The sequence below is a fragment of the Microbacterium sp. genome (assembly GCF_030149085.1).
Lineage (GTDB): Bacteria > Actinomycetota > Actinomycetes > Actinomycetales > Microbacteriaceae > Microbacterium.
In genome coordinates this window covers 1-14,266 of the sequence record NZ_JASBSF010000237.1, presented here as the reverse complement: position 1 = coordinate 14,266, position 14,266 = coordinate 1, and the positions used below count along the sequence as shown (strand labels likewise).

At 66.8% G+C, this 14,266-nt stretch carries 19 protein-coding genes; 11 read left to right on the top strand and 8 right to left on the bottom strand.

The window, feature by feature from the left end; all coding sequences use genetic code 11:
* Positions 1–36 precede the first annotated feature (36 nt).
* The 9 genes from sufB (at position 37) to Q1V87_RS09690 (ending at position 7,018) form a co-directional block, all read left to right on the top strand.
* Positions 37–1,455, top strand: coding sequence for a Fe-S cluster assembly protein SufB (gene sufB, locus Q1V87_RS09730; RefSeq protein WP_300592072.1), 1,419 nt, complete (start codon positions 37–39; stop codon positions 1,453–1,455).
* Between the two features lies 1 nt (position 1,456).
* Positions 1,457–2,647, top strand: coding sequence for a Fe-S cluster assembly protein SufD (gene sufD, locus Q1V87_RS09725; protein ID WP_300592070.1), 1,191 nt, complete (start codon positions 1,457–1,459; stop codon positions 2,645–2,647).
* Complete coding sequence (locus tag Q1V87_RS09720) at positions 2,644–2,985, top strand: non-heme iron oxygenase ferredoxin subunit (protein WP_300592068.1); 342 nt, start codon at positions 2,644–2,646, stop codon at positions 2,983–2,985. The genes sufD and Q1V87_RS09720 overlap by 4 nt, the downstream gene beginning before the upstream one ends.
* 11 nt (positions 2,986–2,996) lie before the next feature.
* Positions 2,997–3,767 (top strand): Fe-S cluster assembly ATPase SufC, encoded by a 771-nt coding sequence (gene sufC, locus Q1V87_RS09715; protein ID WP_300592066.1) that lies wholly within the window; start codon positions 2,997–2,999, stop codon positions 3,765–3,767.
* A gap of 9 nt (positions 3,768–3,776) precedes the next feature.
* Entirely contained in the window at positions 3,777–4,106 is a 330-nt protein-coding gene (locus Q1V87_RS09710) for a metal-sulfur cluster assembly factor (RefSeq protein ID WP_195693758.1), read from the top strand.
* Positions 4,107–4,165: 59 nt separating this feature from the next.
* Positions 4,166–4,870, top strand: coding sequence for a 1-acyl-sn-glycerol-3-phosphate acyltransferase (locus Q1V87_RS09705; protein WP_300592064.1), 705 nt, complete (start codon positions 4,166–4,168; stop codon positions 4,868–4,870).
* 68 nt (positions 4,871–4,938) lie between these two features.
* Complete coding sequence (locus Q1V87_RS09700; RefSeq protein WP_300592062.1) at positions 4,939–5,097, top strand: DUF5993 family protein; 159 nt, start codon at positions 4,939–4,941, stop codon at positions 5,095–5,097.
* Positions 5,097–5,687, top strand: a complete 591-nt coding sequence (locus Q1V87_RS09695) for a disulfide bond formation protein B (protein ID WP_300592060.1) — start codon at positions 5,097–5,099, stop codon at positions 5,685–5,687. The genes Q1V87_RS09700 and Q1V87_RS09695 overlap by 1 nt, the downstream gene beginning before the upstream one ends.
* Before the next feature lie 176 nt (positions 5,688–5,863).
* Positions 5,864–7,018, top strand: coding sequence for an aminotransferase class I/II-fold pyridoxal phosphate-dependent enzyme (locus Q1V87_RS09690; RefSeq protein WP_300592059.1), 1,155 nt, complete (start codon positions 5,864–5,866; stop codon positions 7,016–7,018).
* 3 nt (positions 7,019–7,021) lie between these two features.
* Here Q1V87_RS09690 and Q1V87_RS09685 read toward each other — a convergent pair whose 3' ends face one another.
* Positions 7,022–7,660: a biotin transporter BioY gene (locus tag Q1V87_RS09685; protein WP_300592057.1), complete on the bottom strand. Its 639-nt coding sequence runs from the start codon at positions 7,658–7,660 to the stop codon at positions 7,022–7,024.
* A 110-nt stretch (positions 7,661–7,770) separates the two neighbouring features.
* Between Q1V87_RS09685 and Q1V87_RS09680 the strand changes: the two genes are divergently transcribed.
* Entirely contained in the window at positions 7,771–9,369 is a 1,599-nt protein-coding gene (locus Q1V87_RS09680) for an ABC-F family ATP-binding cassette domain-containing protein (RefSeq protein ID WP_300592076.1), read from the top strand.
* A gap of 30 nt (positions 9,370–9,399) precedes the next feature.
* Here Q1V87_RS09680 and Q1V87_RS09675 read toward each other — a convergent pair whose 3' ends face one another.
* Genes Q1V87_RS09675 through Q1V87_RS09660 form a run of 4 tightly spaced genes read right to left on the bottom strand, consistent with a single transcriptional unit; the run spans position 9,400 to position 11,308 of the window.
* Positions 9,400–10,239 carry an SURF1 family protein gene (locus Q1V87_RS09675; protein ID WP_300592055.1) on the bottom strand — a complete coding sequence of 280 codons (840 nt, stop codon included), beginning with the start codon at positions 10,237–10,239 and terminating at the stop codon, positions 9,400–9,402.
* Positions 10,236–10,460: a hypothetical protein gene (locus tag Q1V87_RS09670; RefSeq protein ID WP_300592053.1), complete on the bottom strand. Its 225-nt coding sequence runs from the start codon at positions 10,458–10,460 to the stop codon at positions 10,236–10,238. The genes Q1V87_RS09675 and Q1V87_RS09670 overlap by 4 nt, the downstream gene beginning before the upstream one ends.
* Positions 10,450–10,815 (bottom strand): DUF3099 domain-containing protein, encoded by a 366-nt coding sequence (locus Q1V87_RS09665; protein ID WP_300592051.1) that lies wholly within the window; start codon positions 10,813–10,815, stop codon positions 10,450–10,452. Before Q1V87_RS09665 ends, Q1V87_RS09670 begins: the two co-directional genes overlap by 11 nt.
* 37 nt (positions 10,816–10,852) lie before the next feature.
* Positions 10,853–11,308, bottom strand: coding sequence for a DUF4190 domain-containing protein (locus tag Q1V87_RS09660; protein WP_300592049.1), 456 nt, complete (start codon positions 11,306–11,308; stop codon positions 10,853–10,855).
* A gap of 142 nt (positions 11,309–11,450) precedes the next feature.
* Between Q1V87_RS09660 and fabG the strand changes: the two genes are divergently transcribed.
* The gene (fabG, locus tag Q1V87_RS09655) at positions 11,451–12,161 is read left to right on the top strand and encodes a 3-oxoacyl-ACP reductase FabG (RefSeq protein WP_300592047.1); all 711 of its coding nucleotides are present in this window, start codon (positions 11,451–11,453) and stop codon (positions 12,159–12,161) included.
* 6 nt (positions 12,162–12,167) lie between these two features.
* Here the strand turns inward: fabG and Q1V87_RS09650 are convergent, their stop codons facing one another.
* The 3 genes from Q1V87_RS09650 to Q1V87_RS09640 all read right to left on the bottom strand — a co-directional run.
* A complete protein-coding gene (locus Q1V87_RS09650) occupies positions 12,168–12,866 on the bottom strand; it encodes an alpha/beta hydrolase (RefSeq protein WP_300592045.1) in 699 nt (232 codons plus the stop codon).
* Between the two features lie 70 nt (positions 12,867–12,936).
* Positions 12,937–13,572 carry a phosphoserine phosphatase SerB gene (serB, locus tag Q1V87_RS09645; protein ID WP_300592074.1) on the bottom strand — a complete coding sequence of 212 codons (636 nt, stop codon included), beginning with the start codon at positions 13,570–13,572 and terminating at the stop codon, positions 12,937–12,939.
* A gap of 48 nt (positions 13,573–13,620) precedes the next feature.
* Positions 13,621–14,266, bottom strand: a 646-nt coding sequence (locus Q1V87_RS09640) for a sugar phosphate nucleotidyltransferase (protein WP_300592043.1), incomplete at its 5' end; no start/stop codon positions are given.

The window sequence follows — 14,266 nt, the reverse complement described above, 5'->3', positions numbered from 1 at the left end:
GGATGAAACCGTTGCGGCCAAGAGGAGAGTGTGACCATGTCTGACGTCCTGATCGATCGCCCCGAACTGGCGGGGCTCGGAGTCTACGAATTCGGCTGGCACGATCCCGACGCTGCGGGGGCCGCCGCCAAGCGCGGCCTCAGCGAAGCGACGGTGCGTGACATCTCGGCCCTCAAGGCCGAACCCGAATGGATGCTGCAGCGCCGTCTGAAGGCGCTCGAGCTCTTCGGCCGCAAACCCATGCCCACCTGGGGTGCTGACCTCAGCGCGATCGACTTCGACAACATCAAGTACTTCGTGCGCTCGACCGAGAAGCAGGCGCAGTCCTGGGAAGACCTCCCGGAAGACATCCGCAACACGTACGAGCGCCTGGGAATCCCTGAAGCCGAGCGCCAGCGCCTTGTGGCGGGCGTCGCGGCGCAGTACGAGTCCGAGGTCGTCTACCACCAGATCCGCGAGGACCTCGAGGCGCAGGGTGTCATCTTCATGGACACCGACACCGCTCTGCGGGAGCACCCGGAGTTCTTCGAAGAGTACTTCGGCACCGTCATCCCCGCCGGTGACAACAAGTTCGCAGCCCTGAACACCGCGGTCTGGTCGGGGGGCTCCTTCGTCTACGTGCCGCCCGGTGTTCATGTCGAGATCCCGCTGCAGGCCTACTTCCGGATCAACACCGAGAACATGGGCCAGTTCGAGCGGACGCTGATCATCGCCGACGAGGGCTCGTACGTCCACTACATCGAGGGCTGCACGGCTCCGATCTACAAGAGTGACTCGCTGCACTCCGCGGTCGTCGAGATCATCGTGAAGAAGAACGCGCGCGTGCGCTACACGACGATCCAGAACTGGTCGAACAACGTCTACAACCTCGTCACCAAGCGTGCCGTTGCCCACGAGGGCGCCACGATGGAATGGATCGACGGCAACATCGGCTCCAAAGTCACGATGAAGTACCCGTCGGTCTTCCTCATGGGAGAGCACGCGAAGGGCGAGACCCTGTCCGTTGCCTTCGCCGGCCCGGGACAGCACCAGGATGCCGGCGCGAAGATGATCCACATGGCGCCGTACACGACATCCTCGATCGTCTCGAAGTCGATCGCGCGTGGCGGCGGACGCGCTGGCTATCGGGGTGAGGTCCGCGTTGACCCGAACGCTCACTACTCCGCCAACACGGTTCGCTGTGACGCGCTGCTGGTCGACACCGTTTCCCGCTCCGACACCTACCCGGCGATCGATATCCGCGTCGACGACGTGCAGCTCGGACACGAGGCGACGGTCTCGCGGGTGAGTGAAGAGCAGCTCTTCTACCTGCAGTCGCGGGGGCTCCCCGAGGATGAGGCCATGGCCATGATCGTCCGCGGATTCATCGAGCCCATCGCGCGCGAACTGCCGATGGAGTACGCCCTCGAACTGAACAAGCTCATCGAAATGAGCATGGAAGGCAGCGTCGGCTGAGATGACGACTACCGCACAGGCGTCGGCGACGGCGCCCGGATCGACCGCGCACACCGACGGGGGCTGGGACGTCGTTCCCGTCCAGACGCGCTCCGAACGCCCGCGTTCCTACGACCCCGCAGCGTTCGGCGCACCGACAGGCCGCGAGGTCAATTGGAAGCACAGCCCCATCGCGGCTGTCGCTCCGCTGTTCGCGGACGAGCCCGGCGACGAGGGTGCTGTCGGCATCACGGTCACCGGCCCGCTGGCGGCAGCCGGCCTCGCCATCGGCCAGGCCCCGCGCGGCGAGGCGTTTGTGCCCGAGGACCTGCCCAGCGCCATCGCGTGGCAGCGCTCGGCGGAAGCCCTGTACCTGAAGGTGCCAGCTGATGCCGAGCTCGATGAGCCGGTCGAAGTCGTCTTCACGGGCGCCGGCGCGTCGTTGCGTGCACATTCCCACGTCGTGATCGAAGCGGCCCCTCACTCGCGCGCGACAGTCGTGCTGCGCCACGAAGGTTCGGCGCGGTTCGCCCAGAACGTCGAGATCATCGTCCGTGACGGTGCGAACCTGACACTCGTCTCGCTGCAGCGGTGGGATGACGACGCGGTGCATGTCGCGGCGCATCAGGCCGTGGTGGGTCGCGACGCGACCCTTCGCCACACCGTGGTGAGCCTCGGCGGTGCGGTCGTGCGGGTGAACCCGTCGGTCGATCTCGCCGGCGCCGGATCCGAGGGCAAGCTCTACGGTCTGTCCTTCGCCGACGCCGGCCAGCACCTGGAAAGCCAGGTGTACGTCCACCACCGCGGCCCGAACACGACAGCAGACGTCCTCTATAAGGGAGCCCTGCAGGGCTCGAGCGCGCGCAGCGTTTGGGTCGGGGATGTGCTCATCGGACGAGACGCCGTCGGCACCGACTCGTACGAAGCCAACCGCAACCTCGTGCTGACCGATGGCGCGCGCGCCGACTCGATCCCGAACCTCGAGATCGAGACCGGCGACATCCAGGGTGCGGGTCACGCGAGCGCCACCGGCCGTTTCGACGACGAGCAGCTCTTCTACCTGCAGGCGCGAGGCATCACCGAAGAGGAAGCCCGCAGGCTCGTCGTGATCGGGTTCCTCAGCGACATCATCCAGCGCCTCGGCATCCCCGAGCTCGAGGCCGAACTCACCGAGGCGGTCACCGCCGAACTCGAACAGGAGGCGGCTGCGTGAGCGCCACCCGCGTGTGCTCGCTGAGCGAGCTGGAACAGGATGCCGCCAAGCGCGTCGTGGTCGACGGTGTTGCGATCGCCGTCGTCAAGGACTCAAACGGCGACGTCCACGCCATCGGGGACACCTGCACGCACGGGGACATCTCGCTTGCCGACGGCTTCGTCGAAGGGGAGACCCTGGAATGCTGGGCCCACGGCTCTGCGTTCTCTCTTCTGACCGGCAAGCCCCTGAACCTTCCCGCGTACGAGCCGGTGCCGGTGTACGAGGTCACGATCGAGGGCGACGACGTCCTGATCGACCCCGCCGTCACCAAGCCCGTCACCACAGACATCCACTGAAAAGGAACCCCATGGCTGTTCTCGAGATCCGCGACCTGCACGTCACGGTCGACACGGATGCCGGTGAGACCGAGATTCTCAACGGCATGACGCTCACGATTCGCACGGGCGAGACCCACGCGATCATGGGCCCCAACGGGTCGGGCAAGTCGACCCTCGCGTACACGATCGCCGGGCACCCCAAGTACACGGTGACGAGTGGCTCGATCACGCTCGACGGTGAAGATGTCCTCGAGATGTCTGTCGACGAGCGTGCGCGCGCGGGCCTCTTCCTCGCGATGCAGTACCCCGTCGAGATCCCCGGCGTGACCGTGACGAACTTCCTGCGCACCGCCAAGTCGGCGATCGACGGGCAGGCACCCGCCATCCGCACGTGGACCAAGGACGTCAAGAAGGCCATGGCGGACCTCCGCATGGACGAGAAGTTCGCGCAGCGCAACGTCAACGAGGGCTTCTCGGGCGGCGAGAAGAAGCGTCACGAGATCCTCCAGCTCGAACTGCTGAAGCCCAAGATCGCCGTGCTCGACGAGACCGACTCGGGCCTGGACGTCGACGCGCTCAAGATTGTTTCTGAGGGCGTCAACCGCGCCAAGGCCGAGACCGACATGGGCGTGCTGCTGATCACGCACTACACCCGCATTCTTCGCTACATCCACCCAGACTTCGTCCACGTCGTCGTCGGCGGCCGCATCGTCGAAGAGGGTGGTCCGGAGCTCGCCGACCGGCTCGAGTCCGAGGGATACGATCGCTTCCTCGAGCCCGCTGCCGGATCCGACGCCTAGGATCAAGACATGACCGCGACTCTCAGCCCTGAGAAGTTCGACGAGGTCACCGAGGCCCTCAAAGACGTGATGGATCCCGAGCTCGGGATCAATGTCGTCGACCTCGGACTGATCTACGACCTCAGCTGGGATGACGAGAACGACGCTCTCGTCATCCACATGACGCTGACCTCTGCCGGGTGCCCGCTCACCGACGTTCTCGAGGAGCAGACCGCACAGGCCCTCGACGATGTCGTGGAACGCTTCCGCATCAACTGGGTGTGGATGCCGCCGTGGGGGCCCGAGCGCATCACCGACGACGGCCGCGACATGATGCGTGCCCTCGGCTTCGCCATCTGAACCGATCACTCGTCCCGCGTCGTGCCCTCACCCAGCCGCGCCGCGGATAAGGTGGCGACGTGACAGCTCCTGCTCCGGCTCGCGCGACAACCCGGCCCGGCTTCATCTACTTCATCGGTCGGCTCGTGCTTCGTCCGCTGTTCTGGATTCTGTACCGGCCGCGCATCGTCGGGCGAGCGAATGTGCCCGCACGCGGACCCGTCCTGCTTGCGAGCAATCACCTGTCATCCCTTGACACCGTCATCATCCCCACCTCCGCCGCCCGGCCCGTCCAGTTCCTGATCAAGTCGTCGTACTTCACGCGATCCGGTGTGATCGGACGGTTCATGCGCTGGTTCTTCACGTCGATCGGCGGCGTGCCGGTGTACCGTGCAACGGGCCGTGACGCTCGCGCGGCGCTCGACGCCGGTGCCGGCATCCTGCGAGCCGGCAGCGTCTTCGCCGTCTTTCCCGAAGGCACGCGTTCTCGCGACGGCAGGTTGCACGAGGGGCACGGGGGAGCGGCGTGGATGGCGTACGACACCGGCGCGACGGTCGTCCCCGTGGGATTGATCGGTACCGGCACCATCAGGCCCTTGAGTCATCTGGTGCCGGGCAGGCCGCGAATCGAAGTGCGCTTCGGTGAGCCGCTCGACCTCTCCGATCTCGATGGCATCCCGGCAGGCAAGGCGCGACGGGAGATCACTGAGCGCACGATGAGCGCCGTCGCCGCCCTCACCGGACAGGAGCGTTCCGGCCAGGTGAACGCGAGCTCGCGCGACTGAACGCCAGGCGGCGCGCCGAATCCGCGTTCCTCTGGATGCCGAACTCGGGCCCCCACTATGGTGAGGCCGTGGACACCCTCATCTTCGGCCTGCTGCTCGCGGTGGCCCTCGTCATCATCTTCGCCAAGAGTCGGTGGTTGGTCATCGGCTCGTGGGCCATCGCCGCGCTTGCCGTGCTCGGTCTGTTCGCGTACCACGCGACCGACGTGTTGGAGTTGAGCTTCTGATGGCCGCCCCGCTCATCGTTCGCAAGCTCTCGTTCTGGGCCTTCGTGGCCTTCCTGGTCGCCTATGTCGGCATCCTGTCGATGGCGATGTTCGTCTTCCAGTTCGGGCTCGGCGAACTACCGTGCCCGCTGTGCATCCTGCAGCGGATGGGCATGATGTTGGCAAGCCTCGGAGCGCTGTACGTCGTCGTCCGCGCGCTGCGTGGCGAGCTTCTGCTGCGCGAGCTTGCGACCGGCCTCGGTCTTGCCATCCTCGGTGCCGTCGTGGGGGCGGCGATCTCTCTTCGGCAGATCCTGCTGCACATCGTGCCCGGAGACCCGGGATACGGCGAGGCTGTTCTTGGCCTGCACCTGTACACCTGGGCGCTCATTACCTTCGTCGTCGTCATCGTGTTCGCGGGCGTCGTGGCGGTCTTCGCGCAGGACGTGCTGCCGGTGGCGCCCGCCACGGGCTGGCTGCGCATTCTTGCCTGGGTTGTCGTGTGGGCATTCGTCGCCACGATCGCGATCAACCTCGTCGTCGTCTTCGCTGAAGAGGGCTTCAACTGGGTTCTTCCCGATGACCCATCCCGGTATCTCCTGTTCGGCTGAGGTTCGTGCTGTCGGCCTAAGCCTCGTGTTCGCCGCTCCGCGGGGTGCCGGCCACGGGGACATGCCCTCGCGGGCTGCGCCCGCTCCCGCCAGACCCGGTGCCAGCCCCGAGGACGGCACCCCGCTGCGCGGCTGTGCCCAGACAGGTTCGGGCCAGTCAGGGCTAGGCTCGGAGAATGACCGTGAGTCCCCTCCAGGCCCTCCCGATCGAGCGATTGCGTGAGCGGACGAGCACGAAGTGGCGCGCCTATCCCGCCGACGTGCTGCCCCTCTTCGTCGCAGAGACCGACTTCCCGCTCGCGCCGGCGATCACGGCGCGTCTGCGCGCGGCAGTCGAGGTCGGTGACACGGGATACACACCGCCGAAGCCGGGGATCGCTGAGGCGTACGCCGGGTTCGCGCGGCGGCGATACGGCTGGGAGATCGACCCCGCGCACGTTCGCTCGACCGGCGACGTCGTGATGGGCCTCGTCGAGATCCTGAGAGCCACGATCTCGCCCGGTGACCGTGTCGTCATCACGCCTCCGGTGTATCCGCCGTTCTACGACCTCATCCCGGAAGCGGGAGGAATAGTCGAGCGGGTGCCGTTACTAGCGGATGCCGGATACGCCCTGGACCTGGCAGGCATCGAGGCGGCGCTGGCCGGAGGCGCCCGCGCGGTTCTGCTGTGCAACCCGCACAACCCCACCGGCACCGTGCACTCCCGCGAGACGCTCGCAGCCCTCGCCGAGATCGCTGCACGCCACGGTGCGATCGTCGTCAGCGACGAGATCCACGCGCCCCTGGTTCATGCGCCGGCGACGTTCACGCCGTTTCTGAGCGCATCGCCACTCGCGGCATCCGTCGGATATGCGGTTGCGAGCGCGAGCAAGGCCTTCAATCTTGCGGGTCTGAAGTGCGCGCTCATGCTCACTGCCGCTGATGACACGCGACGCGTCGTGCAGGAGTTGCCGAAGGAAGTCGAGTGGCGAACGGGTCACTTCGGTGCACTGGCAGGCGTCGCGGCCTTCGCGCCCGAGAGCGATGAGTGGCTGGATGCCTTGCTCGCCGCGCTCGACGCGAACCGGCGCCTGCTCGCTGACCTGCTCGCCGAACACGTACCGGCGGCGCGGTATAAGATCCCCGATGCGGGATACCTCGCGTGGGTCGATCTGTCGGGTCTGGGGTGGGGCGAGGACCCCGCAGAGCGGATCCTCACCGAGGCGCGAGTCGCCGTCCACCACGGTCCGACCTTCGGCGACGAGGGTCGAGGGTTCGTGCGGGTCAACTTCGGGTGCTCGCCGGAAGTGCTCCGCGACGCGATCGAACGAATTGGCGCCCTCTCCCGCTGACCGTCAGTGCTTCTTGGCGGTGTCGATCCGCCGCACGAGGGCCCATGCGCCGGGGATCAGCAGCGCGGCGAAGCCGGCCTTGATCAGGCCGGGAACGATGAACGGCAACAGGCCTGCGTTGAGCACACCGGCGGGCGAAATGTCCTGACCCATCACGGTCGACAGGATGAAGGCCATGTAGGGGATGCCGATGACGAACGGGATGACGCTGGCGATCACGAAGCCCGCGAAGGCGAGCAGGGGCTTGCGATCCCAGGCGCGCTCAGCGAACCATCCGGCGACGAAAGCCGCGGGTATGAAGCCCAAGATGAACCCGAACGAGGGTGCGAGCAGATAGGCGGGACCTGCGACCGGCCCCGCGAAAACGGGCAGGCCGAGCAGACCGACGAACATGTAGGTCGTCATCGCAGCAGCGCCTCGAGCAGACCCGAGCGCTGCGCCGACGAGGATGACGCCGAGAGTCTGCCCCGTGATCGGAATCGGCCCGATGAAGAACGACACCTTCGCGAGCAGCGCCACGACGGCGACTCCCGCCAGCACGAGTCCGGCGTCGATGGCGAACGCGCGCGCCCGCGAGGAGGGTCGGGTGATGATGTCGGCGAGAACCCGGGTGTGCGTGGCCGGTGCAGCGGCAGTCGTCATGGTGCTCCTTGGTCGGTGGGAAGCCAGGCGGAGGGGTATTGCGACTTATACTAGGGGGCTGGCCATCGGCCCCCTAGTACCCTTCTCACCGAATGAAACGGAGCTTTGCTGTGCTCTCCGTGCACGACCTCGAGATTCGCGTGGGCGCCCGGGTGCTCATGTCGGACGTCACGTTCCGCGTGGGCGCGGGCGACAAGGTCGGGCTCGTGGGCCGCAATGGCGCCGGCAAGACCACACTCACGAAGGTGCTCTCGGGTGACCTTCTGCCGGCCGCCGGTCGCGTGGATCGCAGCGGGGAGCTCGGGTACCTGCCACAGGACCCGCGGTCGGGTAATCCCGAAGACCTGGCACGCACCCGCATCCTGGATGCGCGGGGGCTGGGTCAGCTTGCAATCGGGATGCACGAGGCGAGCCTCGCGATGGCCGATGACGACGCCGATGTCGCGGCGCGCGCCATGCGCCGGTATGGATCGCTCACCGAGCGCTTCGAGGCGCTGGGCGGGTACGCCGCCGAGGCTGAAGCCGCCTCGATCGCCCACAACCTGGCGCTGCCCGACCGCATCCTCGACCAGCCGCTCAGCACGCTTTCGGGTGGTCAGCGCCGTCGCATCGAACTTGCCCGCATCCTGTTCTCGGACGCGCAGACGATGATCCTCGATGAGCCGACGAACCACCTGGATGCCGACAGTGTGGTGTGGCTGCGAGAGTTCCTGAAGAACTACAAGGGTGGCCTCATCGTCATCTCGCACGATGTCGAGCTCGTCGGTGAGACCGTCAACCGGGTCTTCTATCTCGATGCGAATCGCCAGGTCATCGACATCTACAACATGTCGTGGAAGAACTATCTGCGCCAGCGCGTGGCCGACGAGGAGCGCCGCAAGAAGGAGCGTGCGAACGCCGAGAAGAAGGCGACGGCGCTGCAGCAGCAGGCAGCGAAGTTCGGGGCCAAGGCGACGAAGGCCGCGGCAGCCCACCAGATGCTCGCACGGGCCGAGAAGCTTCTTTCGGGGCTCGACGAGGTGCGGCAAGAAGACCGCGTCGCCAAGCTCCGCTTCCCGAAGCCCGCAGCGTGCGGCAAGACGCCGCTCATGGCATCCGGCCTGTCGAAGTCGTACGGATCGCTGGAGATCTTCACGGATGTCGACCTCGCGATCGACCGCGGATCAAAGGTCGTCGTGCTGGGGCTCAACGGCGCCGGCAAGACGACGTTGCTGCGTATCCTCGCCGGAGTCGATCGTCCCGACACCGGGCAGGTCGAGCCTGGCTACGGTCTGAAGATCGGGTACTACGCGCAGGAGCACGAGAACCTCGATGTGGGCCGCTCCGTACTCGACAACATGATGTCCGCGGCGCCCGACATCACCGCGACCGAAGCGCGCAAGGTGCTGGGGTCGTTCCTGTTCACGGGGGACGATGTGCTCAAGCCGGCCGGCGTGCTCTCGGGCGGGGAGAAAACCCGCCTGTCGCTCGCGACACTGGTGGTCTCGAGCGCCAACGAGCTGCTGCTGGACGAGCCGACGAACAACCTCGACCCGGCATCCCGCGACGAGAGCCTCGGCGCGCTGGCTCACGACGAGGGCGCCGTCATCCTGGTCTCGCACGACGAGGGCGCTGTCGAGGCGCTCAACCCCGAGCGGGTCCTCATTCTGCCCGACGGTGTTGAAGACATCTGGGGTCGCGACTATATCGACCTCATCACGCTCGCGTGACGCTCGCCCTCGGTCGTCCCACTCTGCGAACTACTGGGGGAGCCGGTCGAGGATCTCGTCTTCCTCGGCCATATCGCGGTCGCGACGGCGCTGGCCGCGCGGGGGACGGGGGGAGTCGTCTGCTTCCTCCCGACGGTGACGAATCTCGGTGCGAATCACATAGCCGATGAAGAAGAACCCCATGACGGCGAACAGGATCCACTGAATCGCATACGACAGGTAGGGCCCGGGGTCATCGGAGGGGGATTCCAGCGGATTCGGGAGGGATGCCGCGGTCGGCGACTCCGAGACCATCACACCGTAGGCGCTCGTGATGAAGGCGGGATCGCCCCCGAGCTCCTCTGCGATGAGGGGAAGGTGGATCGTCGGCACTTGGCCCTCGGGGGCGTCGGTTCGGCCGGATCGGGGGAGCGACTCGCCCGGCCGCAGCCGCGCGATCACCTCGACGGTCCCCGTCGGGGGCGCGGGGATCGCACTCGGATCACTGTCTTCGGCGGGCGGTACCCAACCGCGGTTGATGAGCAGGATCCGGCCATCCGTGGTCTGGAACGGCACCAGGACTTCGAAGGCGGCAGTGCCACCGTGCGGACGGTTCCTCACCAGTACGGTGTCGTCGACGAGATAAGTTCCCTCGAGCGCCACCGGGTGCCACTCGTTGTCGACCGGTAGCTCACCGGTCGCGGGCACCAGATCATTGAGCGTCGCCGGTTCGGCGTCGTAGTTGGCCTCGACGAGCGCAAGCTGCGTCGAGCGCTCAGCGTTGCGGGTGAACTGCCAGTTGGAGAGAAACCCGCACGCTATCGCGAACAGCACCACGACGGCGACGTACGCCGTCCACCGCACCGCCGCGGGCGCCTCGTGCTCACTCACGCCTGTTCCGCCGCGAAAGCGTCAACGCTCAGCGGAAACGAGCGGGCAGCGAGGAACTCGCGCAGGTAACCGACATGGTCATCGCAGGCGAGCCAGGTCTTGCTGCGATCTCCCGTGTGGATTCGCGGGTTTTGCCACCGGATGCTCCAGCGCGCGGCCTCTCGGCATCCGGCGCGCGAACAGATCGTCTCGGAGCCCGGTGACGCGGATTCAGCTCTCACCCGCGCGCTCCTGCGGACTCTCGTCGATCCGGATGATCTGCGGCGCTTGCGCGGCAGCGGGGGACGGTGCCGCGCTGGGCGCGGGAGCCTCGATCATGCGCTCCGGTCCGAGCGCCGTGGGTGCCGTCATGTCGGCGCTGACGTTGGCGATGACGACGGCGAGATACGGCAGGAAGATCGCCATGGCCGCAAAGACCCAGGTGTACCAGCTGTAGGGCGTGACGAACAGGACGAGGGCGAAGCAGACGAGACGGATCGCCATCATCACGAGATACGTCGTCGACCGCTTGCCGGCGTCTTCTTTCGGTGCCCGGGGGAGGGACGTCGCTGGTTGCGGCTTTGCTGATGATTTCACGGTGCTACCAGAGTACGCCGCGCTGATGTGGTGCGTCTCAGGATCGGTAGCTCGTCATCCCTGCGGTGCCGACGGCGACGAAGAACAGGACGAATGCGATGATGCCCAGGATCCACAGGCCGAGCGAGACCCAGCCGATGATGACGCCGGCGAGCCCCAGCCCACGGCCGCCCTCGCCCGTCTGCTTGATCTGGCTCAGCGACATGTGGCCGGTGATGATCCCGACGATCTGGCCGATGATGGGGATCACGAACACGCCCACGAGCGATGACACGAGCGACACGATCGCCAGCGTGTTGGTCTTGGGGCCCTGCGGGTACGCGGCGTACGCCGGAGCCGCGCCGTAGGCGGGCGGAGCCGCCGGCGCACTGTACGCGGGGGGTGCGGGCGGGGCCGGCGGCGGATACGCAGCGGGAGCCGTCGGCGCCGGCGGTACCGGAGCTGCCGCTGGCGGCTGTTCCTCGGGGGTTGCGGGGGAGTTCTGGTCGCTCACAGTTCGGCCTTTCTGACACGCATCCGCACGATCATTCGTGCTTCCACCAGCGTTCCAGTCGCCCCCGGGCGTGTCAACGTGGACGGTAGTCTGGGGCGGTCCCGCTCACACCGCGGGTCGAATCGACCGCAGGAGCTGCTTCATGTCCACCGATCACGTCGTTCTCGTTACCGGAGGCAATCGCGGCATCGGTCGCGCCATCGCCGAGCGTTTCGTCGCGGAGGGGTACCCCGTCGCCGTGACCGCGCGTTCTGGAGAGGGCCCCGCCGGTACGCTGACGGTTCGCGCTGATGTCACGGATGCCGCGGCCGTCGACGCCGCTTTCGCCGAGGTGGAAGAGAAGCTCGGACCCGTGACGATCGTCGTCGCAAACGCCGGGATCACGAAGGACACGTTGCTGCTGCGTATGAGCGAAGACGACTTCGATTCGGTGGTGGCGACGAATCTCGGCGGCGCATTCCGTGTCGTCAAGCGGGCGGCGAAGGGGATGCTGCGAGCAAAGTGGGGACGCGTCATCCTGATCTCGAGCGTCGTCGGCCTTTACGGCTCGCCCGGACAGATCAACTACGCCTCGTCGAAGAGTGGGCTTGTGGGCTTCGCCCGCTCGCTGACGCGCGAGCTGGCTGGCCGCGCTATCACCGCGAACGTGGTTGCGCCCGGCTTCATCGAAACCGACATGACTGCTGAGCTGCCGGAGGAGACCCAGGCTCAGTACAAGGCGACGATTCCTGCGGGCCGGTTCGCGACTCCCGACGAGGTAGCCGGCGTCGTCACCTGGCTCGCCTCAGACGATGCCGCCTACATCTCGGGAGCGGTCATCCCGGTCGATGGCGGATTGGGTATGGGGCACTGACCCCGCTCAGGTCTCCCTGATGGCGGCGACGAGGTGCTTAGCGAGCTCATCGGGAACCGAGAACTGCGGCCAGTGACCCGAGTCGATCTCGACGATCGAGAGGTGCTCGCTGGCGGCGAGCTCTGCTGCCCACGCCGGCGGTTCCTCAAGCAGGCCACTGATCTCGTCGGCGCTGGCAGTACCCATCAGGATGGTCATCGGCACGCGGTGACGTCGCTCGTCTGTGAGCGTGATCGCGTCGGTCGGCACGCGTGCTGGCACCGAGAGCGCCCGCTTCGCCACGTCGGCTCGCACCGCCTCGGAGAGATCCCGGATCTCCGGGTTCTCGAACGTGTCCCACCCGGGGAAGGGCACCACGCCGTCGACGACGGGGAACTCCCAGATCATCCCGCCAGGGGTCGGCGGGAGCGTGTCGACCAGGATCACCCGCGTCACCCGGTCCACGCGACGGTCTGCAGCGCCCCATGCGACGTTGCCCCCTCCGCTATGGCCGACGAGCACGACGTCACCCTCGAGCCCGTCGATCATCGCGACGACGGCATCCACCCAGTCGGCGATGCCGATCTCACCGGAGGCGTCGGCCGGTTCGCCAACCCCCGGAAGCGTCACAGGATGCGGCTCGTGGTCGGCGTCGCGAAGCGCCGGAACAATGTCGTCCCACGATGACGCGTCGAGCCAAAGGCCGGGGATCAGAATGATGTGCATGTCGTCACGCTAGTCCTGGCATCCGACACAGACCATCGATTGAGGCGCGACCCATCGTCCGCGGTGGCGCTCAGCGGGGGAGGAGCGGGAGGATCTCGCGCAGATCGACCGGGTCGATCACGACATTCGCAAGCTCTCGGACTGTCGGCTTCGCGTTGAAAGCCACGCCCAAGCCCGCCGCCGCCATCATGCGTAGATCATTGGCGCCGTCGCCCACCGCGATCGTCCGCGAGAGGGGTAGCTCAAGCACACGCGCCCACTCGCGCAGGGTTGCTGCCTTCCCCTCGGCATCGATGATCTCACCGTCCACGGCTCCTGTCAGAGCACCATCGGAGGCGGCTAGGCGATTTGCTCGCCAGCGATCCACCCCGAGTGCGGGTGCGATGTGATCGAGCACCTCGTGGAAACCGCCGGACACGACACCGACAACGCCGCCGCGGTCGTGGACACCAGCGATGAACTCGGATGCCCCGAGCGTCGGCTCCACGCGCGCGAGCACGCGCTCGAACGCAGCAAGCGGAACTCCTGTCAGAGCAGAAACGCGTGTTCGCAGGCTCGCAGCGAAGTCCACCTCGCCGCGCATCGCGGCCTCCGTCGCGGCAGCGACCTCCGCTCCGCGACCAGCCTCATCCGCGATGAGCTCGATCACCTCGTTACGCAGCAGCGTCGAATCGGCATCGAGGACGACAAGGAAACGGGCTGGCATCACCCGACTACGCTACCGGCCCGGTCGTGCTGAGCCGGAACGGGAAGATCAGCGCTCGACGACGACGCCCTTGCCGACCACCGTGATTCCGGAGTCGGTGACGGTGAATCCACGCTCGAGGTCATGGGCCCGGTCGACCCCGATCGTGGCGCCGTCTGCGACCACGACGTTCTTGTCCAGGATTGCGCGGTGAACGCGCGCACCCGGTCCCACGCGCACATAGTCGAACAGCACGGCATCCGTGATGGTCGACCCGCCAGCTGCCAGAGTCCACGGCCCGACGACGCTGCGCTCCAAGTGCGTCCCGGAGAGCACTGAACCGAGCGAAACCACCGAATCGATGGCGGTCCCGATCCTTCCGACCGAGTCGCGCACGAACTTCGCCGGCGGCGAGTTGACCGTCTGCGAGTGAATCGGCCAGTCGGTGTTGTAGAGGTTGAACACCGGGAGCGTCGAGATCAGATCCATGTGCGCGTCGAAGAACGAATCGATCGTCCCGACGTCCCGCCAGTAGGCGCGGTCGCGATCGGTCGAGCCGGGCACGTCGTTGCGCTTCATGTCGTAGACGCCGGCCTCGCCGCGGCCCACGAAGTAGGGCACGATGTCGCCGCCCATGTCGTGGTTCGACGTCGTCAGCTCGCCATCCGCCTCGACGGCCTCGATCAGGGCATCCGCGTCGAAGATGTAGTTGCCC

What these genes read in the sequence shown, in the direction of transcription:
- sufB (WP_300592072.1), top strand. Translation starts at nt 37, where the DNA reads ATGTCTGACGTCCTGATCGATCGCCCCGAACTGGCGGGGCTCGGAGTC.
- sufD (WP_300592070.1), top strand. Translation starts at nt 1,457, where the DNA reads ATGACGACTACCGCACAGGCGTCGGCGACGGCGCCCGGATCGACCGCG.
- sufC (WP_300592066.1), top strand. Translation starts at nt 2,997, where the DNA reads ATGGCTGTTCTCGAGATCCGCGACCTGCACGTCACGGTCGACACGGAT.
- Q1V87_RS09710 (WP_195693758.1), top strand. Translation starts at nt 3,777, where the DNA reads ATGACCGCGACTCTCAGCCCTGAGAAGTTCGACGAGGTCACCGAGGCC.
- Q1V87_RS09695 (WP_300592060.1), top strand. Translation starts at nt 5,097, where the DNA reads ATGGCCGCCCCGCTCATCGTTCGCAAGCTCTCGTTCTGGGCCTTCGTG.
- Q1V87_RS09690 (WP_300592059.1), top strand. Translation starts at nt 5,864, where the DNA reads ATGACCGTGAGTCCCCTCCAGGCCCTCCCGATCGAGCGATTGCGTGAG.
- Q1V87_RS09685 (WP_300592057.1), bottom strand. Translation starts at nt 7,660, where the DNA reads ATGACGACTGCCGCTGCACCGGCCACGCACACCCGGGTTCTCGCCGAC.
- fabG (WP_300592047.1), top strand. Translation starts at nt 11,451, where the DNA reads ATGTCCACCGATCACGTCGTTCTCGTTACCGGAGGCAATCGCGGCATC.
- Q1V87_RS09650 (WP_300592045.1), bottom strand. Translation starts at nt 12,866, where the DNA reads ATGCACATCATTCTGATCCCCGGCCTTTGGCTCGACGCGTCATCGTGG.
- serB (WP_300592074.1), bottom strand. Translation starts at nt 13,572, where the DNA reads ATGCCAGCCCGTTTCCTTGTCGTCCTCGATGCCGATTCGACGCTGCTG.